This window comes from Nitratireductor luteus (genome assembly GCF_026162365.1).
In the GTDB taxonomy this organism is placed as follows: Bacteria; Pseudomonadota; Alphaproteobacteria; order Rhizobiales; family Rhizobiaceae; genus Chelativorans; species Chelativorans luteus.
On record NZ_JAOANW010000004.1, the window covers coordinates 54,806 to 76,290 of the forward strand.

Annotated in this window: 19 protein-coding genes, 1 tRNA gene and 1 pseudogene; 11 read left to right on the forward strand and 10 right to left on the reverse strand. The window is 63.2% G+C overall.

Annotated features, from left to right (window positions below; genetic code table 11):
• From N1058_RS05485 to N1058_RS05495, 3 genes are all read left to right on the forward strand, one after another.
• Positions 1 to 1,377 (forward strand): DNA topoisomerase IB, encoded by a 1,377-nt coding sequence (locus N1058_RS05485; protein ID WP_338040623.1) that lies wholly within the window; start codon positions 1 to 3, stop codon positions 1,375 to 1,377.
• A gap of 289 nt (positions 1,378 to 1,666) precedes the next feature.
• On the forward strand, positions 1,667 to 3,052 hold the full coding sequence (locus N1058_RS05490; protein WP_265516501.1) for a UDP-glucose dehydrogenase family protein: 1,386 nt from the start codon (positions 1,667 to 1,669) through the stop codon (positions 3,050 to 3,052).
• Positions 3,053 to 3,080: 28 nt separating this feature from the next.
• The gene (locus tag N1058_RS05495) at positions 3,081 to 3,326 is read left to right on the forward strand and encodes a DUF2188 domain-containing protein (RefSeq protein ID WP_265516502.1); all 246 of its coding nucleotides are present in this window, start codon (positions 3,081 to 3,083) and stop codon (positions 3,324 to 3,326) included.
• 75 nt (positions 3,327 to 3,401) lie between these two features.
• Here N1058_RS05495 and N1058_RS05500 read toward each other — a convergent pair whose 3' ends face one another.
• Positions 3,402 to 3,665, reverse strand: coding sequence for a hypothetical protein (locus tag N1058_RS05500; protein WP_265516503.1), 264 nt, complete (start codon positions 3,663 to 3,665; stop codon positions 3,402 to 3,404).
• Between the two features lie 188 nt (positions 3,666 to 3,853).
• Here N1058_RS05500 and N1058_RS05505 point away from each other — a divergent pair, with 188 nt between their 5' ends.
• From N1058_RS05505 to N1058_RS05530, 6 genes and pseudogenes are all read left to right on the forward strand, one after another.
• Positions 3,854 to 4,963 carry an NAD-dependent epimerase/dehydratase family protein gene (locus tag N1058_RS05505; protein ID WP_265516504.1) on the forward strand — a complete coding sequence of 370 codons (1,110 nt, stop codon included), beginning with the start codon at positions 3,854 to 3,856 and terminating at the stop codon, positions 4,961 to 4,963.
• Complete coding sequence (locus tag N1058_RS05510; protein ID WP_265516505.1) at positions 4,960 to 6,993, forward strand: NAD-dependent epimerase/dehydratase family protein; 2,034 nt, start codon at positions 4,960 to 4,962, stop codon at positions 6,991 to 6,993. The genes N1058_RS05505 and N1058_RS05510 overlap by 4 nt, the downstream gene beginning before the upstream one ends.
• Complete coding sequence (locus tag N1058_RS05515; protein ID WP_265516506.1) at positions 6,990 to 8,165, forward strand: glycosyltransferase family 4 protein; 1,176 nt, start codon at positions 6,990 to 6,992, stop codon at positions 8,163 to 8,165. Before N1058_RS05510 ends, N1058_RS05515 begins: the two co-directional genes overlap by 4 nt.
• A 2-nt stretch (positions 8,166 to 8,167) precedes the next feature.
• A pseudogene (locus tag N1058_RS05520) lies at positions 8,168 to 8,479 on the forward strand (glycosyltransferase); the annotation flags it as partial.
• Positions 8,480 to 8,613: 134 nt separating this feature from the next.
• A complete protein-coding gene (locus N1058_RS05525; RefSeq protein ID WP_265516507.1) occupies positions 8,614 to 9,354 on the forward strand; it encodes a tyrosine-type recombinase/integrase in 741 nt (246 codons plus the stop codon).
• Entirely contained in the window at positions 9,354 to 9,536 is a 183-nt protein-coding gene (locus tag N1058_RS05530; RefSeq protein WP_265516508.1) for a hypothetical protein, read from the forward strand. Before N1058_RS05525 ends, N1058_RS05530 begins: the two co-directional genes overlap by 1 nt.
• Positions 9,537 to 9,558: 22 nt before the next feature.
• Here N1058_RS05530 and N1058_RS05535 read toward each other — a convergent pair.
• From N1058_RS05535 to N1058_RS05555, 5 genes are all read right to left on the reverse strand, one after another.
• Positions 9,559 to 9,634: transfer RNA gene (locus N1058_RS05535), tRNA-Phe, on the reverse strand.
• Positions 9,635 to 9,800: 166 nt separating this feature from the next.
• A complete protein-coding gene (locus tag N1058_RS05540) occupies positions 9,801 to 10,646 on the reverse strand; it encodes an ABC transporter permease (protein ID WP_265516509.1) in 846 nt (281 codons plus the stop codon).
• Positions 10,636 to 11,406: an ABC transporter ATP-binding protein gene (locus N1058_RS05545; protein ID WP_265516510.1), complete on the reverse strand. Its 771-nt coding sequence runs from the start codon at positions 11,404 to 11,406 to the stop codon at positions 10,636 to 10,638. Before N1058_RS05545 ends, N1058_RS05540 begins: the two co-directional genes overlap by 11 nt.
• A 34-nt stretch (positions 11,407 to 11,440) precedes the next feature.
• Entirely contained in the window at positions 11,441 to 12,457 is a 1,017-nt protein-coding gene (locus tag N1058_RS05550) for an ABC transporter substrate-binding protein (protein ID WP_265516511.1), read from the reverse strand.
• Between the two features lie 134 nt (positions 12,458 to 12,591).
• On the reverse strand, positions 12,592 to 13,449 hold the full coding sequence (locus N1058_RS05555; RefSeq protein ID WP_265516512.1) for a LysR family transcriptional regulator: 858 nt from the start codon (positions 13,447 to 13,449) through the stop codon (positions 12,592 to 12,594).
• A 96-nt stretch (positions 13,450 to 13,545) separates the two neighbouring features.
• Here N1058_RS05555 and N1058_RS05560 point away from each other — a divergent pair, with 96 nt between their 5' ends.
• Positions 13,546 to 13,926: a tautomerase family protein gene (locus N1058_RS05560; RefSeq protein ID WP_265516513.1), complete on the forward strand. Its 381-nt coding sequence runs from the start codon at positions 13,546 to 13,548 to the stop codon at positions 13,924 to 13,926.
• 57 nt (positions 13,927 to 13,983) lie between these two features.
• On the opposite strand, the gene N1058_RS05565 is transcribed toward N1058_RS05560, so the two are convergent.
• Complete coding sequence (locus N1058_RS05565) at positions 13,984 to 17,415, reverse strand: indolepyruvate ferredoxin oxidoreductase family protein (RefSeq protein ID WP_265516514.1); 3,432 nt, start codon at positions 17,413 to 17,415, stop codon at positions 13,984 to 13,986.
• A gap of 132 nt (positions 17,416 to 17,547) precedes the next feature.
• On the opposite strand from N1058_RS05565, the gene N1058_RS05570 reads away from it, so the two are divergent.
• The gene (locus tag N1058_RS05570) at positions 17,548 to 18,012 is read left to right on the forward strand and encodes an Lrp/AsnC family transcriptional regulator (RefSeq protein WP_265516515.1); all 465 of its coding nucleotides are present in this window, start codon (positions 17,548 to 17,550) and stop codon (positions 18,010 to 18,012) included.
• A 200-nt stretch (positions 18,013 to 18,212) separates the two neighbouring features.
• Here the strand turns inward: N1058_RS05570 and proC are convergent, their stop codons facing one another.
• From proC to N1058_RS05585, 3 genes are all read right to left on the reverse strand, one after another.
• Entirely contained in the window at positions 18,213 to 19,031 is an 819-nt protein-coding gene (proC, locus tag N1058_RS05575; protein WP_265516516.1) for a pyrroline-5-carboxylate reductase, read from the reverse strand.
• A 64-nt stretch (positions 19,032 to 19,095) separates the two neighbouring features.
• Positions 19,096 to 20,415, reverse strand: a complete 1,320-nt coding sequence (locus N1058_RS05580; protein ID WP_265516517.1) for an O-antigen ligase family protein — start codon at positions 20,413 to 20,415, stop codon at positions 19,096 to 19,098.
• Complete coding sequence (locus tag N1058_RS05585) at positions 20,384 to 21,376, reverse strand: glycosyltransferase family 2 protein (RefSeq protein ID WP_265516518.1); 993 nt, start codon at positions 21,374 to 21,376, stop codon at positions 20,384 to 20,386. Before N1058_RS05585 ends, N1058_RS05580 begins: the two co-directional genes overlap by 32 nt.
• Between the last annotated feature and the right edge of the window lie 109 nt (positions 21,377 to 21,485).

Here is a 21,485-nt window from a genome sequence, read left to right on the forward strand (position 1 = left end):
GTGCTGGTATTTACAAAAAAACTTTGCACTTCTCAAGTGTTGAGCTCGGGCAAATATCGGGGCCGGTCGTTTGAACCCTTGGGCTTCCTCCACATTGTTTCTCTCCGTCTGAGATGGTCCGTTTTGCAGGGCTGCCAACCAGCCCCTGCGCCTGATTTTTCGAACGAGCCGATACCGGAACAGTTGGCACTGTGCCCGTGCACCTTCCCTCTTTTGACAGCCGGCGAGGGAACAACGACGCGGCATAGCGATTGTGACGCGGCGACCATCAACCACTGCCGCCGGAGAACCACCACGCTAAAGCTTTGCGAAAATCAGAGGCCAGACACCGGCGTACCTTTGGGCCCTGCCGCCGCCATACGCGCCAACCTCTCTTATGTCAGCGATGCTGACCCAGGGATTCGCCGGCACAAGGCCGGACGCGGCTTTGCCTATTCCTGGCCCGACGGTAAGCACGTCGCGGACAAGGGGACGCTTGCGCGTATCCGGTCGCTGGCCATACCGCCCGCCTGGACGGATGTGTGGATATCGCTTGACCCGTCGGGCCATATTCAGGCTACCGGCCGTGACACGAGCGGACGCAAACAATACCGATACCACCCCGACTGGCTCGCCCGCCGTGACGAAGTGAAGTTCTCGAGCCTGGTCGCGTTCGCCGAAGCGCTGCCGAGGCTGCGGGCTCGGACGGATGCCGATCTGCGCCGAAATGACATGTCCCGCGAACGCGTCGTCGCGGCGGTGATCTGGCTGCTCGACCACACCATGATGCGCATCGGCAACGACATCTACGCACGCCAGAACAACAGCTTCGGCCTGACGACCCTGCAGTCCCGGCATCTTCGCATCGAGGGACCGCAATTGCGTTTCAGCTTCATCGGAAAATCAGGACGCGAGTGGAAGGTGAAGCTGGTCGATCGCCGGATCGCCCGCATCGTGCGTACGATACAGGACCTGCCGGGCCAGCACCTGTTCCAGTATCTCGATGCCGATGAGGCCCGACGGCAAATCCATTCGCACGACGTGAACGATTATATCCACCAGGCGATCGGTTCGGAATTTACCTCGAAGCATTTCCGCACGTGGGGCGGCACGACAGCCGCCGTCATCCTCCTTGCGCAAGAACCGATGCCTGAGAGCAAGCGAAAGGCCACGATGATGCTGAACACGGTCATTGATGCAGTCGCACGCAAGCTGCGCAACACGCGCACGGTCTGCCGCCAAGGCTACATTCATCCTGCCGTTCTCGAAAGCTGGTGGGAGGGAAACCTCGCCGACAACCTCAAGGCCCTGCGGCGTCGCTATGCCAAGCCGCTCAAGGGACTGTCATTGGAGGAATCGCTGGTCCTGCGCTGGCTGCGGGACGTCGAGACGGGCTGACCGTCTCGTGTGTCGACGCGTTGCGGCATTAGGAACATCCGTTCGCGCTGTCGACCGCCGGCCTCATGCCGGGCTGATTCCAGGCCGTCTACAAGGCAACCGAGGCCTTCGAACCGGGCTTCCACATCGTCAATCCGACCTCGGCTACCGGCGCGTTCGTCTTCGCGGCTGGCGGCCGATCGTACCGGGCGAGGGAGCCTCCCAGCTTCTTCATCATCTTTATCTGCAGGAACATCCGCCGTCTGACGCAGTTTAGGAGCTCCAGTCCACGCATACCAGGAGACCAGCCATGCGGATTGCGATGATTGGAGCGGGATATGTCGGCCTTGCCACGGGCGCCTGCTTCGCCGAACTGGGCCACGACGTCCGTTGCCACGACATCGATCAGGATCGAATCGGGCTGCTCGCGAGAGGTGAGACGCCCATCTACGAGCCTGGTCTCCATGCGGTGATGGAAAACGCGCGGGCGCACGGGCGACTTCGCTTTCTCGAGCATGTGGAAGACTGCGTCGGCTCGGCGGACGTCATTTTCATTGCCGTCGGCACCCCAAGTGCGCCCGACGGACGAATTGACCTCTCCCAGATCGAGGCCGCGGCACGACTGGTGGCGGGACACCTGAAGCCGGGAGCGGTGGTCACGGTCAAGTCCACCGTGGTCGCGGGAACATGCCGCAGGATCCGCGAAATCATTGCCGAGGAGCACAAGTCGCTAGACTTCAGCGTCGCGGCGAATCCGGAGTTCCTGCGCGAGGGATCGGCGCTGGACGACTTCATGCACCCCGACCGGATAGTGATCGGCTGCGACGATCGTCGTGCGAGCGCCTTGCTCGCCGAGCTCTATCGGCCGCTGACGGAACGTGGAACGCCGCTGGTGTCCACGACAACCGTCAACGCGGAATTGATTAAATACGCCGCCAATGCCTTCCTCGCCTTGAAGATCGGCTTCATCAACGAGGTTGCGGATCTCTGCGAGCAGGTCGGCGGGAATGTAACCTCGGTGGCCAACGGCATCGGCCTTGACCGCCGCATCGGTCCGGCGTTCCTGAAGCCAGGTCCAGGGTTCGGCGGTTCGTGCTTCCCGAAGGATACGCGCGCCTTCGCAGCGACGGGCCGCAAATATGGCGCGCGCCAACATCTCGTCGAAACGCTGATCGACAGGAATGAGGCGCGAAAGGTCTGGCTGGCCAGACGGGTTCTGACGGAGCCGGCGCTGCCGAAACATGCAACCGTCTGCATCCTCGGGCTAGCATTCAAGGCGAAAACCGACGACATCCGAGAAGCTGCAGCGCTAACGATCATCTCCCAGCTTCAGCGCGCGGGATTGCGGGTTCGTGTACATGACCCCGAAGCGATGGCGAACGGCAAACAACGGATCAAGAACGTAGAATGGGCCGACAGCCCGTATGAGGCAGCACGCGGGGCGGACGCTGTCGTTGTCCTGACGGAGTGGGAAGACTATCGGCACCTCGACCTGCGACGCCTCAGGGCGGAAATGAGCGGAAGGCTGGTCTTCGATTACCGAAACCTGCTGTCGCCCACCGATGTCGTGTCTCAGGGCTTCAAATACATCAGCCTCGGACGGTCCTCCCCGAAGTCGCCGTCGCGGAAGGCGAGCATGGGTATTCCCGCGCTTTCCGGCATCGATCAACGGGTCGCGGCCCCGCACTCCGACTGATCGGCCATCCGCAATACTGGAGACAGTCATGGCAAAGGTGACGTACGAAGTAGTCGAACATGACGAAGGCTGGGCCTACAAGGTTGGCGACGTCTACTCCGAAACTTACAAGACACGAGAGGAGGCGCGTCGGGCGGCCGAACACGCGGCGGCCGAGCAGGAACAGCCCGGCAGCGACGAAGACATTGAATACCAGGATTCAAAGGGTACGTGGCGGCAGGAACATGCCGAAGGCGACGACCGCCCTCAAACCGATGTAGAAGATCCGGAATAGGCGCTCAAGCCGGCAGCTCCCCGGTATTGGCTTCCACCGGGGCGCGGCGAACGCCCGGCTCACCGCGCCTGATGATTACTTCCGCTCGACGAACTTGTTGAAACGGCTCACACTGCCGTCGTCCGTGCGTTCCTGGTAGAGGAAGCGAAGATCATTCTCTTCGAATATGCGGAAGAACTCGTCCCACGCGATACCTACCAGGTTCTCTTCTGGCTCGCCGAAGTCGATGCGCAGGATGCCGCCGGGACTCGTCGACTCAACCCTTGCAGGACGGCCGCCACGCTCCTCCGCCCAAGCTCTGATCTCCTCGTGGCTCGTCGTGGTCTGAGCTTCGCTCATGGTCTTTCTCCTTGACTTGCAACTGCCCCCTCAAACTCCACGGTTGCCGCCGCTGTTCCCGAATTTCCGTGCTCGGGGCTCTTGCTTGCCGAAGGTCGATGGGGCTGCAGCTGTAGGCGCGACGGAACAAAACTCAGGGGCGGTTGTTCGGCGCGTTCAGGGGGTCTTCAACTGCAACAGGAGCAACCGTGACAAACACAGTTCTTATAACCGGTGGCTGCGGCTTCATCGGCCGCCACGTCGCCCGGGAGTTACTGCACGAGAACTACGAGGTTCGCATCCTCGACAATCTCGTGGATCAGGTTCACGGGGACGTGCCGGCGGAGCCCCCAGCCGGTGTAGAATTCATGCGTGCGGACATCCGGGACCCTGAGGCGGTGCGACAGGCATTGAAGGGCGTCGACCTCGTGATCCATCTCGCCGCCGAAGTCGGCGTAGGCCAGTCGATGTACGAAATCGCACGTTACACAGGTGCAAACGATCTCGGCACGGCAGTTCTGCTACAGGAAATGGTCGGCAGTTCGGTCAAACGCATCGTCGTGGCCTCGTCGATGAGTGTGTACGGCGAAGGCCTGTACCTTTCGACATCGGGCGAGCGGTGCGGCAATGTCAGGCGAGCCCGCGCGCGCACCCAGGCTGCACTGTGGGACCCTGTAGGAGCTGACGACGAGCCGCTGACGCCCGTACCGACAGACGAGGACAAGCCAGTCGACCTCGCCTCCATTTACGCACTCACCAAATTCACGCAGGAGCGGGCCGTACTGATCTTCGCCGATGCTTACGGCATCGAAGGCGTCGCGCTTCGCCTGTTCAATGTCTTCGGTGCCGGTCAGGCACTTTCGAATCCCTATACGGGGGTCCTGGCGAATTTCGCTTCGCGTCTGATCAACGGCCAAAGTCCGACGATATTTGAGGACGGTCGCCAGCAGCGCGACTTTGTTCATGTGAAGGATGTCGCACGCGCCTTCCGCCTCGCATTGCAGGAGCAGAAGGCGCGCGGCCGGGTGATCAATATAGGCAGCGGACGCGCCTATACTATCACGGAGGTGGCGCGGCTGATGGCGGAGGCGATGGATATGCCGGACATCAAGCCGGACATCCTGAACAAATCGCGTGCGGGAGATATCCGGCACTGCTTCGCCGACATCTCGGTGGCCCGCTCGTTGCTGGACTTCGAGCCGCGGTTCCTTCTGGAGACGTCGCTCGGCGAAATGGCCGAATGGGTGCGGAAGTCCGGAGCTCGGGACCGCAATTCAGAGATGCGGCGCCAGCTTGAAGAAAGGGGTCTGGTAGCATGAGCCCGATCCCACCGAACTTCAATGCCGAAGCTAAATTCGGCTTCGTCGAATGGTTCCGGCCCGGAGAGTACGAGCGAACGGAAGTGGTTCTTCCGGAAATCGTCGCATCAGGAGCGAGTTACCTGCGCACCCACCTGTCGTGGGCGGAGTTCCTTGCGCCGGGCGGACCGGAATGGTTCGACTGGCTGCTCCCCAAGCTCGCGTCGGATTTGGACGTGCTCCCGTGTATCCACTACACGCCACCGTCCCTGTCGAGGACAGGCAAGACCTCCGGTGCTCCGCATCGCTTGCGGGACTACGCGGATTTCGTGGACCATGTGCTGGTCCGCTACGGGCGATACTTTCGCCACATAGAACTGTGGAACGAGCCGAATAACCTTCTCGATTGGGATTGGCGCGAAGACACCGATTTCCGACTCTTCTGCGAGATGATCGGCGCCGCGGCCCACTGGGCCAAGCATCGCGGCTGGCGTCCCGTCCTCGGCGGACCCTCGCCGTTCGATCCATACTGGCTCGACCTGATGGGCGAGCGTGGCATTCTCGGCTGCGTACACGCCGTCGGTTTGCATGGATTCCCAGGCACATGGGACAGCGAGGAAGGTTCCTGGGGCGGCTGGGATCTGCACGCCGGCGAGATGCGTGAGATCCTTGACCGCCACAATCCCGACGCGGAAATCTGGGTGACCGAAACCGGCTATTCGACTTGGCGCAACGACGAGGTCGAGCAGGCGCGCCGTTTTATGAGCGCACTCAACGTTCCGGCCGAGCGTGTCTACTGGTACAGCTGGCGCGACGTGCCGCACGACATCGCGGTCCAGGAAGGACTGTGGTTCGACGCCCGCCACTACCACCTCGGCGCAGTGGACAACGTGGGGCAGCCGAAGCTTCTCGCGCGCCTCCTGACGGAGGGAGGTGTCGCTAAGGTGCGGGACGTTGCAGAACTTGCGGCACCCTCGATTAGCTACGGGACAGAACCGGTGCTGATCACCGGCGGCAGCGGCTTCATCGGGGCCAATCTCGCTGACAGCCTGTTGGCCGACGGCGAGGAAGTGATCATTCTCGACAATCTGAGCCGGCCGGGTGTCGACTGCAATCTGGCCTGGCTGAAAGAAAGGCACGGCGAGCGCGCGCACTCGTTCCTTGCCGATATCCGCGACTATCTCGCAATCTATCCGGCCGTCGCCGAGGCCAAAGCGGTTTTTCACCTAGCTGCTCAGACCGCCGTTACCACGAGCCTGGCACGGCCCTTCGATGATTTCGAGGTCAATGGCCGCGGCACATTGAACGTGCTCGAGGCAATCCACCAGTCCGGCAAGAAGACGCCGCTCGTCTTTGCCAGCACGAACAAGGTCTATGGCGCCCTGGAATATCTCGAGATGATCGAGCTTGAGGACCGCTACATCCCGGCGGAGCGGCAGGTGCGCCAGTTTGGCATCGACGAGAATCGACACCTGGAGTTCTGCACGCCGTACGGATGTTCGAAGGGTGTCGCCGATCAGTATGTCATCGACTACGCAAAGTCCTACGGTGTACCGACGGCGGTTCTGCGCATGAGCTGTATCTACGGTCCGCGTCAGTTCGGCACAGAGGATCAGGGATGGGTGGCGCACTTCCTGATCCGCGCGCTTGAAGATCGGCCGATCACTGTGTTCGGCGACGGAAAGCAGGTCCGCGATGTGCTGCACGTCGCTGACGCGGTCGCGGCCTACAAGGCGGTTCTGAGTAACATAGCGGCAGTGAACGGCCAAGTCTTCAACCTCGGTGGCGGACCGGCCAACGCGGTCAGCCTCAAGGTCGTACTGCAGAAAATGGCAGCGCTCACCGGTCGCAAGCTTGCCATTGAACGCGAAGATTGGCGCGCCGGAGATCAACTCTACTTTGTCGCCGACACGAGACGGTTGAAGAAACACTTGGGCTGGGAACCGAAGATTCCCTGGCATCACGGCATCGAAGATCTTGCGGCCTGGCTCACAGAGTCGCGGGAGCGCCGGCCGCTCAAACCCGCTGCCCGTCGGAGGGTTGAGGCATGACGGGGTGCATCACTCATAGGTCGGATCTGGTCGGCGTCCTCGATCCAACTGCCGGGTCCGATGCCGCGGGTGACCACGGAACGATGCGCGTCCTGATGACCGTCGACGCTGTCGGCGGCGTCTGGCGCTACGCCATGGAACTCGCCCGGGCCATGAAGCCTCTGGGAGTGGATACGGTGTTCGCAGGTCTCGGTCCCCGCCCTGCACCCGCGCAGGGCGCGGAGGCCGAGGCCATCGGGGAAGTCGCATGGCTCGACGCCCCCCTGGATTGGATGGTCGCCGACGAGCACGAGCTGGGCGTCGTGCGCGACTGTCTCACGCGCGCGGCGGAAACCTATGATGTGGATCTGCTGCATCTTAACGCGCCTTCGCAGGCTTGCGGACTGGAGATCGACATACCCCTGCTGGTGGTTTCACATTCCTGCGTCGTGACCTGGTGGGAGGCGATGCGCGGAGGCGCTCTTCCCGACGAATGGCAATGGCAGAGGGAGCGCAACAAGGCGGGTTTCCAACGTGCCGATGTCGTTGTCTCGCCAAGCAGAAGCCACGCCGATCTCATCGAGCGCTGCTATGGCGCGCTGCCGAACCTCAACGTGGTGCACAACGCCGTTGAGGCGCCACCCCCAGGCAAGAACAAGGAAGAGTTCGTCTTCGCGGCCGGCCGCTGGTGGGACGATGGCAAGAACGGCCGCATCCTTGATCTCACGTCGCGCCGATCCGTCTGGCCGATTTACATGGCCGGATCCGTCTCCGGTCCCGGCGGCCAGAAGATGGCGATCGAGCACGCGCGGGCGCTGGGTCAGATCTCGAACGAGACGGTCCTTTCCTACATGCAGCGCGCGGGCATCGTCGCATCGCCATCACTGTACGAACCATTCGGGCTTGTGGCGCTCGAGGCCGCCCATGCAGGCTGCGCGCTGATCCTCTCCGATATCCCGACCTATCGGGAGCTCTGGTCGGAGGCAGCCCTCTTCTTCGATCCGCAAAATGCGGTAAGTCTGGCCGAAGCGATCGACCGATTAGCCTGCGACACCGCATTGCGGATGGAGATGGCCCGGTGTGCGGCTACGCGGGCGAAGCTACTCTCGCCGCAGACGCAAGGTGTCTTGATGATGACGCTCTACGGCGCCATCGCAGGTGTCGAAGACGTCCGTTCGGCGCCGGAGGCATGACGATGCGCTTCGTCTTCTACACTCACTCGCTGGTGTCCGATTGGAATCACGGTAACGCTCACTTCCTGCGTGGCGTCATGCGTGAACTCCTGGCGCTGGGGCACACAGCACTCGCGCTCGAACCCGAAGATGGCTGGAGTCGCACGAACATGGAAGCCGACCAGGGGATGGGAGCGCTCCAGCGTTTTGCGCACGACTTCCCGATGCTGCAATCGATGACCTATGGGCGAGAATTCCGACACGAAGAAATTCTTTTCGACGCAGATGTCGTAGTCGTGCACGAATGGACCGATCCGGCTCTTGTCGCCGCGCTGGTAAGCCCAGGTCCAGGTCGCGGGAGATGAACTCCGAGCCCTGATCAACACGGATCATCTTCGGATACGCGAAGGGACACTGCGCCACCATCGTCTGACAAGCCAGAGAGGCGACCACCTCCGATACCGAATACGTGGTGCTGGCTGTGCACGCGCTATATAGGCTCGACGAGTTCCAGGCGCTTGAGAGATCGACCAAACGGGCGCGTCGCGGCATCCTGGAGTCGACGTGGGATGAACCGATCGTGCCCAACTCAAATGTCCTTTTCGGTGACGTGCCACTTTCCAAGATGACGGCACAAGCCATCCGGGTAATTCGCGATCGCAAGAGCTCTCTTCCGGAAGCGGCGAACGGCCGCGTAAAGGCCGCGCGCCAAGTCTTTGCATGGGGACTGGAGAACGAAACGACGGCGGTCCTCGCCAATCCTGCGCGCGACGTGAAGTACCTTAAGGGGAACCCCGATGGCTTCCATACCTGGACCATTGAGGAGGTCCGCAGATTCGAAGACCGGCATCCGGTCGGGACCAAGGCGCGGCTGGCGCTAACTCTGCTCCTCTTCACTGGTGTACGCCGCTCGGACGTTGTGAGACTCGGCCGACAAATGGTGAGCAGCGGATGGCTACGCTTCACAGAGGTGAAAGGGGCAAAGAGCAATCCGAAACAGCGTGAACTCCCAATACTTCCCACCCTGCAGGCTGCGATCGACGCGACGCCATCAGGACACATGACCTTTCTGGTGACCGAGTTCGGCAAACCGTTCACACCGGCGGGCTTCGGAAACAAGTTCCGAGACTGGTGCAACCAAGCCGGACTGCTCTGCGCAAGGCCGGCGCAACAATTGCGGCCGACAACGGCGCGACATCGCATCGGCTGATGGCGATCTACGGTTGGGAAACGCTGAAGGAAGCGGAACGCTACACGCGCCGCGCCAATCGGAAGCGGCTTGCCGCTGAGGCTATGCACTTGCTGGTGCCTGTGGACGAAACGGCAACAGACTTTCCCACTTTTTCGGAGGATACCAGCCCGGTGGGAAAATTCGGGCGAAAAAATCAATGATTTCAGATATTTAAGAAATGGCTGGTGCCCAGAGGCGGATTCGAACCACCGACACGCGGATTTTCAGTCCGCTGCTCTACCAACTGAGCTATCTGGGCTTGCCATGCGCCGCCGGCGATTGACTGCCGGCGTGCGAGCTTGCCAGGCGGTGTTGGCTGTCCGCCGGAAGCGCGTGGGTTATAGCATGTGATTTCGCGCTGTCCAGCGTCCCGACGCATGATTTCGCGTCAGTTTCCAAAATGCCGTTCCGGCCCGCGCAGGGACTTAGCTGCGCCACGCGAGCAGCCGCTTTTCCGCTTTCCCGATGAGCCAGGCTATGATGAGGCCGAGCACCGACAGGATGGCGACGCCGGCAATCAGCTGGTCGAGCGCAAACAGCGCGCCGGCCATGAGGATATAGGCGCCGATGCCGAATTCCGCGCCGATCATTTCGGCCGCCACCAGGAGCACAATGGCGATGGAGGCCGAAATGCGGAAGCCGGACAGGATGGCCGGCATCGCCCCCGGCACGATGATCTTCCGCACGATGGAAAGCCAGGAAAGCCCGAAGGACTGGCCCATACGGATCAGGTTGCGGTCCACATTGTCGACGCCGCCATAGGTGGCGATGACGGTGGGAAAGAAGGTGCCGAACAGGATGGTCGCCACTTTCGAGCCTTCGCCGATGCCGAACCAGATGATGAAAAGCGGCAGAAGCGCGATCTTCGGGATCGGAAAGAGCGCCGAGACGAGCGGCAGAAGGCCGGCGCGGGCGAGCGAGAACAGGCCGATCAGAAGCCCGAAAGCGATGCCCAGCAGGCTGCCCAGCGTCCAGCCGACGATGAGGCGGTAAAGGCTCGCCCCCAGATGCTTCCACAGCATGCCGGTGGCGATCAGGTCGCCCAGCGCCGCCAGCGCCTCGGAGGGGGCGGGCAGGGCGATGGGGCTGATGAAGCCGGAGCGCGCGCCCAGCTCCCACAGTGCCAGGATGGCGAGGAAGACGATGGGGGCGACTGGCCCCAGCGGCCGGTGCTTGAAGCCGCCGCCGCGAAACGGCACCGGACGCAGTTCCTCGCCGCTGCCGGCGGCCGCCGCGGTCTCGCCCGGCCGCGTGGTCGCTTCATGGGACATCGGCAATCTCCCGGTCCGCTTCGCGTGCTTCCTCGCGCATGATCTCCCACACGCGTCGCTGAAGCCTTTCCAACTCAGTCAGCCGCTCGGCGCGCTGGTCGATCGGCATGTCGATCTCGACCACTTCGCGTATACGGCCCGGCCGGCGCGAAAGCACGATGATCCGGCTCCCCAGCCGTACCGCCTCGTTCAGATTATGGGTGACGTAGCAGGCGGAAAAGCGCTCGCGCTGCCACAGCGCCACCAGATCGTCCATCAGCAGTTCGCGCGTCTGGCTGTCGAGCGCCGACAGCGGCTCGTCCATCAGCATGATGGCCGGCTTGACGGCCAGCGCGCGGGCGATTGCCACGCGCTGCTTCATGCCGCCGGAAAGCTGCCGGGGCAGCGCCCTTGCGAAGTCCGAAAGATTGGTGCGCGCCAGGACATCGGCGACGATGGCGCGCGCTTCCGCCCCCCTGATCCCGTGGTCTTCCAGCACCAGACTGACATTGCCGGCCACCGACCGCCAGGGCAGCAGAGCGAAGTCCTGGAAGATGTAGGTCAGCGGGTTGAGCGAGCCTTCAGGCGCCGCGCCCGCCACCATAACCTCGCCGCTGTCCGGCCGCTCCAGCCCGCCGGCAATGCGCAGGAAGGTCGATTTTCCGCAGCCCGAAGGGCCGACAACGCAGACGATCTCGCCGGCGCCGATGGCGAAGGAGATGTCCTCCAGCACCGCCGTGCCACCATAGTGGTGGGTGATGTTGCGGGCGATCAGCTGCATTGCGATTGCCTGAATGTGTGGGGCAAAGTCCCGGTCAGCGCGTCTCCACGAAGCTCGTGTCGACCAGCTTCTCCATGGTCACGCCCTCGGGGACGAGGTTCTCCGACTTGAACCATTCGAGCTGGTCTTCGACGCTCGCCACGCTCAGCGCCGCATTCTCGTTGATGCGCATGGCGCCGGCGCGGATGCGCGGATCGGCCTTTTCGATAGGTTGGTCGGAATAGACGTATTTGTGGATCATCGCGACGATCTCCGCCGTCTCCTCCTCGCTCATCGTCTTGTCGACGAGCGCGGCGTTGTAGTCGGCAATGCCGTTGGAGACCCCTGCCAGGAAGCGCTTCACAAGGTCCGGCTTGTCGGTGACATTGGCCGTCGAGGTGAAGACGGTGGTGACCTGGTAATTGTCTATATAGTCGGAGATCCGGCCGATCTCGACCACTTCCGGCCCGCTGGTGAGCGCTCCCGCGATATTGGGGACGATCGACCACGCATCGATCTGCCCGCTCTTCAGCGAGGCGATGACGGCCGGCACCTTCTGCAGCGGCTTGACCTTGATCTCGGAGCGGTCGAAGCCTTCCTTGTCGGCGATCTTGTGCGCCATGTAGTGGAAGGACGACCCGGTGGTCGTGATGCCGAAGCTGCGGCCCTTGAGGTCGGCCGGTGTTTTCACGCCGTCGTCGAAGGCGGCCTTCGAGGCGAGGATTTTCTGCCCGTCGATCTCCGGCGTTTCCTGCAGCGCGCCACCGATGATCTTCACCACCCCCTTGTCGGCCAGGCTGATCAGCCCGCCCGAGATCGCCGTCATGCCGAAATCGACATCGCCGGAGGCAATGGCGACGGCCATGGGCTGGGCGGCCTGGAAGGAGACGAACTCGACGTCCAGGTCCTGGTCGGCGAAATAGCCCCTGGCCTGGGCGATGATGCTGGGCGAGTGCGAGACGAGCGACAGGATGCCGATATTGATCTTGTCGGCGGCCGAGGCCGGCGTGGCGAGCGCCGCAGCGCCCGAAAGCGCCAGAACGCCTAGAAGCCTGCGTGAAATGGTGAACATGTAATCCTCCCTTTGTAGTGCGTGTTTTGGCTGGCACTTTGCACAGGGCTGCCGCAGGGGCAAGGGTAAAGGAGGAAACGGCGTCGGGGACAACGATGCCTTGCGCTATCGCTGAATCCTGCGGGTGGCGTGCACTAGTCCTGCACCGCGCTCCTGTAGGCGGCCGAAAGCGCGGCTAGCGCATCGCGCGGTCGGCCGTCCTTGACCCTTGAATGAAGTAGAACTGGCAAGCGCGGTAAATCGGGAAGCCCAAGCTTGGGGCCTACGTCAACCGCGCCTAATGGCAGCATGCGCCGAGCCAATGCAGCAATGCCAAGCCCGGCCATAACGGCCGCAGAGACCGCCGCAACGCCGCCACCGACGAAGGTTTCTGTCCACGGCACGCCGGCCTCGTCGAGGAGCTGCCCGGCCATGATACGCACGCCGCAGGGCTCGGGCATCGTGGCAACCGGCAGGGGCTCGCCCGCGCGATGCTGCCAGTTTGGCGCTGCGTACCAGCCAAATTTTTCTTCGGTCACAATTTCCCCGTCGCTCCGTCCGACATGCTGGCGGACCACTACCGTGTCGAGTTCCCGCCGGTCGAAACTTTGAAGCAGGTCGCCCGACGATCCGATCCGGATTTCGATCAACAACTGCGGGTCTTGCCCGTTCATGCGTGCGATCAGCGCGGGGAGCTCCGGCCCTGCGACATGATCGCTGATGCCAATGGTGAGGCGCTGCCGGGTTCCGGCAAAAGCGGCGAACGCGCGATCGTGTACATCCAGGAGTTCGCGGGCGTGTTCGAGAAAGGCTGCGCCTTGCGCCGAAAGCACCACGTATCGAGGAGTCCGTTCCACGAGCCGGCACCCGAGCCTCTCTTCGAGCCGCTTCAGCTTCAGGCTGACCGCGGACTGCGTCGTCCGCGTGGCTTCAGCCGCGCGCGTGAAGCTGCCAAGCTCTGCGATGCGCACGAACGCCCGGACGGCATCTAGGTCGAGAGGGCGCTCTATCATTTCAAATCATCATCATTGATATCAACAAACATGGCATACCAAAATAGTTCGACGACATCTAATGTAAAGCCAGAACAAAGTGGAAAAGGACTCGCGATGCCGCTCGCTCACATCTCACTGCGCGCCGGAAAGCCGGAAGCCTACCAGCAGGCGATTTTCGACAGCCTGTACCGGGCGTTGCGCGAAACATTCGACGTACCCGAAGACGATCAGTTCATGACCATCACGGAGCATGGCGTTGCGAACTTCCGCTACGGCGCGTCCTATTTCGAAATCGCCCGCAGCGACGATCTCGTGCTGATCCAGGTCACCGTGAGCAACACCCGCACCCTGGAGCAGAAGAAAGCGCTGTTCCGGCGGATCGCGGAGTTGCTCGGCGAAAGTCCCGGCATTCGGCCTCAGGACGTGTTCGTGAACCTTGTCGAGGTCGCGAAAGAAAATTGGTCCTTCGGCCATGGCCTCGCGCAATACGCTTGAGGCAGCCCCTCGTTCAGGCGCACCATTCGAAATTCGAACTGGGATAATACCCGCGGTCTATCGCGATAACGCCTCCAGCCGCCGCTCGACCTCCGCCTTCACACGCTTCACCGCCGCGTCCTTCACCGGTCCATAGCCGCGTATTTCCATCGGCAGGGCGAGCAGTTCTGCCACCTCGGCGCCATTGTCGGCGCGCAGCCTGGCAAGCGCCTTTTCGACCACCTCCTCCTCATACCAGCCGACAAGCGCCCGCTCCATGCGCCTTTCCGCCGTGTAGCCGAAGGGATCGAGGGCCGTGCCGCGCAGCCACCTCATGCGGGCGAGCAGGCGGAAGGGCAGGCGCACCCAGGGGCCGAAGGCCCGCTTGAGCGGCCGTCCCCGCGCGTCCCTGCCCGAGGGCAGGAAGGGCGGGGCGAGGTGATGGACGACGCGGAAATCGCCGTCGAACGCCTCCGCCAGCCGGTCCTGAAAGCCTGTTTCGACGTGCAGGCGCGCGACCTCGTATTCGTCCTTGTAGGCCATCAGCTTGAACAGGGCGCGCGCGACGGCCTCGCCAACCGCTTCGCCGCCCGTGTCAGTCGCGAGGACGCGATCCACCAGCTGGCGATAGCGCTGCCCGTAGGCGGCATCCTGATAGTCCGTGAGAAAAGCTTCGCGCCGCGCAATGATCTGGTCGAGTGTCTGCTTCTGTGCGGGCTTCGGCTCGATGATCTGGCGCAGCGCCTCCGGCCGCGCCAGCGCGATGCGCCCGAGAAGGAACGCGCGGTGATTGGCCTCCACCGCCACGCCGTTCAGCTCTATGGCCTGGCTCAGCGCGTTGAGAGAGACCGGCACCAGCCCCATCTGCCAGGCAAAGCCGAGCATCATGACATTGGCAAAGACGGTGTCTCCCATCAGCTTTTCTGAAAGCCGGTTCGCGTCGATGGCCGACAATCCGTCGGCACCCGTCACACCTTCGATGGCGGCCAGCCTCTCGTCCACCGCCAGCGACGCATCCCGCCGCAGGACGATGTCGCCCGTCGGCATTTCCGCCAGATTGACCGCCGCCCGCATGCCCCTGCGATAGGCGACGGATGCCTTGGGCGAGGATGAGACGACGATGTCGCAGCCGATCAGCGCATCCGCTGCCGTGCGGTCGATGCGCACCTGGTTGATGGCTTCCGGCGAAGCGCCGACGCGCACATAGGAAAGCACCGGCCCGAATTTCTGGGCGAAGCCGGTAAAGTCGAGCACGCTCGAACCCTTGCCTTCCAGATGCGCTGCCATGGTGACGAGCGCGCCGACGGTCACGACGCCCGTGCCGCCTACCCCGGTGATCAGCAGATCGAACGGCTTTTCAAGCGGCGAAGCATCCGGCTCGGCCAAGTCCACGCCGAGGGCGGTGAGGTCCATTTCCAGGCCCGGCCGCTTCTTGCGGCTCGCGCCCTCGACCGTCACGAAGCTCGGACAAAAGCCGTTGAGGCAGGAAAAATCCTTGTTGCAGGAGGACTGGTTGATCCGCCTCTTGCGCCCGAACTCCGTTTCCACCGGCTCGACGGAAAGGCAGTTGGATTCCACCGAGCAGTCGCCGCAGCCCTCGCAGACAAGCTCGTTGATGACGACGAAGCGCTTGGGATCTTCCATCTGCCCGCGCTTGCGCCGCCGGCGCTTTTCAGTCGCACAGGCCTGCTCGTAGATGAGGACGGAGACGCCCGCCACATCGCGCAATTCGCGCTGCACGCGGTCCAGCTCCCTGCGGTGATGGATGGTCGTCCCGGTCGGAAAATCCCTGTAGGAGAATTTCCCGGGATCATCGGAGACGAGGGCGATGCGCTCCACCCCTTCGGCGCGGCTCGAATGCGCGATGGCCTGCACGCTCACCGGCCCGTCCACGGGCTGGCCGCCGGTCATGGCGACCGCGTCGTTATAAAGGATCTTGAAGGTGATGTTGGCACGCGCCGCGATTGCCTGGCGCACGGCCATGGAGCCCGAATGGTACCAGGTGCCTTCGCCGAGGTTCTGGAAAATGTGGCCCTTGCCGGTGAACAGCGAGGAAGCCGCCCAGTTCACGCCTTCGCCGCCCATCTGGATGAGCGAGCTCGTCTCCCGGTCCATCCAGCTTGCCATGAAGTGGCAGCCGATGCCGGCCAACGCCTTTGAGCCTTCGGGCACTTTGGTCGATGTATTGTGCGGGCAGCCGGAGCAGAAATAGGGCGTGCGCGTCGCGCCCTCGACCTTGAGCGCGATAGCCGGCTCGTCGGCTATCTTCCGGGCTTTTTCCATAAAGCCGTTGCCAGGGAAGATGCCATCGAGCCGTCTGGCGACGATGGGCAGAAGCAGGCGCGGGGAGAGTTCGCCCGTCCACGGCACCAATCTTTCGCCGCGCTCGTCCCGCTTGCCCACCATGGCGCGCGGCTTATGACCCGGCCAGTCGTAGAAATATTCCTTGAACTGGCTCTCGATGATGCCGCGCTTTTCCTCGATGACGAGGACTTCTTCCTTGTCCTTGACGAAATCCAGCGCATCGCGCCGCGCCAGCGGCCACACCATGGCGATCTTGTAGATGTCGATGCCGAGCACCCGGCATTCGGCCTCCCCGATCCCCAGCAGGCGCAGCGCCTCCATCAGGTCCAGATGCGCCTTCCCGGTGGTGACGATCCCGAAACGGGCATGCTTCACGTCGTAGCTGTGCCGGTCGATGGGGTTGGCTTCGGCGAAGGCGAAGACCGCGTGCTTTTTCGCCTCCATGCGCTCTTCGATCTGGGGTCCGGGCAGATCGGGCCAGCGATAGTGCAGGCCGCCGGGCGGCGGCGTGTAATCCGGTGCATTGAACGCCCGGTCCCGTGGGAGCTCGATGGAAGCCGCCGATTCCACCGTTTCGGAGATCGCCTTGAAGCCGACCCACATGCCGGAAAAGCGCGAAAGCGCATAGCCATATTCGCCGAAGGAGAGATACTCGGCGACCGTCGCCGGGTTCAGCACCGGCATGAACCAGCTCATGAAGGCAACGTCCGATTGGTGCGGCATCGACGAGGAAACGCAGCCATGATCGTCGCCCGCCACCACCAGCACGCCGCCATGGGGCGAGGAGCCATAGGCGTTGCCATGCTTCAGCGCATCGCCCGAGCGGTCGACGCCCGGCCCCTTGCCGTACCAGAGGCCGAATACGCCCTCCACCTCGCGGTCCGGGCTGGTTTCCACCTGCTGGCTGCCCAGGATCGCCGTTGCCGCCAGGTCTTCGTTGACGGCGGGCAGGAACTCGATGCGGGCTTCCGTCAGCCGCTTCTGCGCCTTCCATAGCTCGAGATCGAACGCGCCCAGCGGCGAGCCGCGATAGCCCGAGACGAAACCCGCCGTGTCGAGGCCGTGCGTCCTGTCGCGCCGTGCCTGATCGAGGACCACCCGCACCAGCGCCTGCGTGCCGGTCATGAAGACGCGGCCGGATTCCTGAGTATAGCGATCCTCGAGCTGGTAGCTTTTCAGCCCGCCCATCCTGTGATGCACGGTCATCGGCTCCTCCATCCTTGCTGGGATGATTTTACACCCGGAGGGCTGAAAATTTCTGCCAGATGTGGCGACAGGTCCGGCAAAGATGGTAGGATCTACCGGTAAAGGGCGAAATTTTGAAATGAAGCAGTGGCCATGGCGGAATCTCTGACGGAGCAGGACAAGCGGCTGCTCGAGGCGCTCCAGGAAAATTGCCGCCTGTCAAACCAGGAGCTTGCCGAGCGCGCCGGCATGTCCACCTCCGCCTGCTGGCGGCGCGTGCGGGCGTTGGAAGAGGCGGGCCTCATCCGCCAGTACGCCGCGCTGATCGACACCGAGCGCGCCGGCCTCGGCTTTCAGGCCATCGTGCATGTGTCGCTGACCCGGCACGACCACCGCCACGTCGACACCTTCATCGCCGAGGTGCGCCAAAGGCGCGAAGTGCTCGACTGTTATTCGACCACCGGCGACGCGGACTACCATCTGCGCGTCGTCTGCCGGGACCTTGCCGCCTATAATCTGTTCCTGGAGGATTTCCTGTTCCGCCTGCCCGGCATCGCCAATGTCCGCACCAATCTGGTGCTGAAGGACATCAAGACGCACAGCGCCGTGCCGGTTTGATTCCACGGCTGCGGCGACCGTCACCCCTTTGTCCACAAGGGGGAAGATTATCTTTCCATCGACTTTACGCTCATTCTTCAAAAGATTGGCGAAACCGGCCACGACAGCCAATCTCCCCCTTGAGGGGCGATGCACGGCAGGGCAGAGGGGGTGCGAAGGGCCGCGCTCAACTGTCGAATCAAGTCCGGCCGGAGAGCCGCCTATTTCCCCAATTCGATCGAGCGTTTCCTGGCCGCCTCGACAGCCTCGCTCACCAGATCGAGCAGGCGGTCGCCATCCATCAGAACCGAGAGCGCGGCCGCCGTGGTGCCATTGGGGCTGGTCACCTGTTCGCGCAGCACACCGGGCTCTTCCGCGCTCTCCTTGGCAAGGCTCGCCGCGCCATAAACGGTCTGCATCGCCAGCAGCTTCGCCGTCTCAGTGGGCAGCCCCGCCTTCTCGCCGGCCGTTGCCAGACATTCGATGAAGTGGAAAATATAGGCAGGCCCCGAGCCCGAGACCGCCGTCACCGCATCCATGAGCTGCTCATCCTTGATGGTCGTGACGGCGCCGCTGGTGGCCAGCAGTTCGCCGACGAATTTTTCGGCGTCAGCGGCGACGTTCCGGTTTGAGAAAATCACCATCATGCCTTTGCCGATGGCCGCCGGCGTGTTTGGCATGCACCGCATGATGGCAGCCTGGCCGCCGAGCACCTCCTCGAACGTGGCCACGCTTGTGCCGGCGGCAACGCTGACGAAGGTCGCCTTTTCTGCCAGTTGCTTATACTGCGCAGCGACATCGCGGATGACCTGCGGCTTCACCGCGAAAAACACCACGCCGGCATCGCCATTGATTTCGCCATCGATTTCGTCTGCGCTCGCCGCCACCGTCACGCCCAGGCTGGCGGCACGGGCCCGCAACTCGGCATTCGGCTCGACCACGATCGTGTCGCCGGTGGCCAGCTTGCCGGACGAAAGCCAGCCCTTGAGCATGGCGTACCCCATATTGCCGCAGCCGACGAGAATGACCTTGCCGTCCATCCTATCCTCCTGTGTTTTGCCGGCAGGTTTGGCGCTTCCGCGCGCGCCTTGCAAGAGCCTGTGATCAGTTCACGCTGGAATGCACCTGGAACCGCGCCACGAGGCGCATGCCCAGGGCGGCGAAGACGAAGAACAGCCAGACCGGATCGGCGCGCCGGAAGAAGAAGCTTTCGAGGAAGGCGTTGAGCAGGGTAAAGGTCAGCATCATCATGAACAGCTCTGAAAGCAGGATGTTCTCGCGGAAGAAGGGCACCCGCAGGAAATCGCGCATCGGCGCTATGATGAACGCCACCAGCGCCACGCCCAGCGCCGGAAGCCCGAGCGAGATGGCCAGATCCATATAGCTGTTGTGGCCGTGCACGATGCCGCGAATATCCCAGTCGCGGTCGAAGGGCTGGTCGGCCTGGAGCACGATTCCGGTGCCCCAGAAACTCTCGAAGCCGTAGCCCGTCAGCGGCCTCTCGGCCAAACTCTCCCCCATGAAAGCCCACAGCGCGGTGCGGCCGGTATAGGTAAGGTCGGGCGCGATCTGGTCCCGCAGTGCCGTCAGCGGTTCGATGAACACGATGCCCAGCGTGGCAAGCGCCAGGCCGGCAATCGCCGCCACGAGAAGCGCCGGGGTGAGGAAGCGCAGGCCCATGGCGCCGGGCAGGGCGGCCAGGATGATGGCCAGCGGCACCGTGCCGAGCGTGGTCTTCGATCCCGTCTGCGACATGAAGATGACGGCCAGCACGAACATCGCGCCGCCCGACCACCGCCATCCGCGCCGCCAGAGATAGAAGCCGGCAAAGGAAAGGCAGGCCATCACCGGTGCGGCGATGTTCTTATGCGCGAAGGAACCGCGCCACAATCCCGCATGCTGCGGCTCCATTCCGTCACCCCCGTGAATGGCCACCTCCGGCATGGCGAGAATGCCGTAATAGCTGAACCCGAGAACGGTGAACCCGGCCAGGGCGAGCACGGTCGAGAACGAATCCGCATCGCGCGGCAGCGTCAGGACGGCGGCCATGGTCACGATGCCGATAACGGCGAAGAGCGCTGCTCGTATGGAATCGGCCGGCGACAGCGCGTTCATGACGCCGAGGCCCAGAAAGGCCAGGAGCAGCAGCCACCACGGGCTGAGGAGGGCGGCAAGCACGCGCCGGTCGACGAACATGAAGAGCCCGGCCAGCGCCAGGGCACCCAGCGAGCCGAAACCGATCTGGTTGAGGATATCCCCGCCTTCGCCCTCCGCGCCGGCCGGCTGAAAGGGACGGAACGAGATGATCACCGTCGCAAGCAGCAACGCGGCAAGCCCGGTGGCGGTCCGCGCCATCGTGCGCCGGCTCGGCCGGGCCGAAAGCACCGGCCCGTCAGTTCTTGTCTGGCTGGCGGTATTGCTCATTGGCATAGCCGAATTCGGCAAGCACCCGGCCAAGGCCCACATAGACCGGATACATTGCAATGGAAGGTGAGCCCGTCTCGACGAGGCGGCGGAACCCGCGCAGCGGCGAGGCGGCAAGCAGGGCGAGGCTCTTGGCCACCACAAGCTGCGGCCCCAGCCTTTCGCCGGCCCGCTTCTTTCTCTCGACCAGCGTGGAGATCACACCGTTGCGCAGCGCCCGCGCGCGGATCCAGTCCGGCTCGATGCGGCGCGCCGGCACGGCCTCGTCCACCGGCGCCTCGGCACACCAGGCCAGGCGGAAACCCTTGGCTCTTGCGCGACTGAGAAAGTCGGAATCGCCGCCGCCCATGAAGTTGAAGCGCAGGTCGAGGAACGGCTGCTCCATTGCCTCCAGCACATGGCGCCCGATGGCAAGGTTCCCGGAAGAATAGAGCGCCGGCACCAGCCCCGTTTCGTGATAGGGCGGGCTGAACACGGGATGCCGGCCCCATTTCTCGTGGGAGGCGGAGGCGAAAATCGGCCTTTGCGGACCGCCGACTATATCGGCTTCAAGACCCTCGGCGGTGGCGCACATGGTTTCCAGCCAGTCTGGCGGCGCAAGCTCGTCATCGTCGATCACGAGCAGATGCCGGAAAGCGCCGAAGGTCGCGAGCGCCATCTCCCAGCCGGCATTATAGGCACAGCAATTGCCCCGCTCATGGGCGATGATGACGAGACCCTCGATTTCACCGGCTTCGAACAAGGGCGCCGCCGCCTTCGCACCTTCGCGCCCTTCCGCTTCGTTTTCGATGACGACCACCGCGAAGCGCCTGCCGGTTGCCTGCGCGCGAAGAGAGGCGAGCGTCGCCAGCAACTGTTCGGGACGCTTGAAGGTGGGAACCGTGACGACGCATCCGATATCGCCCGCCTTCAGGCCGGGCGTGCGCGCATGGACGGAAACGTTGGCTGGTTCCGGTTTCAAGAGATGCCCCGAATGCTGGCGTTGTCGTGCCTATATGATGCGGTCGCTATTAAGCTTGCGTTAAACACCTTCCACGCCAGTACCGCCATCCGCGAATGCCGCGGCAAAT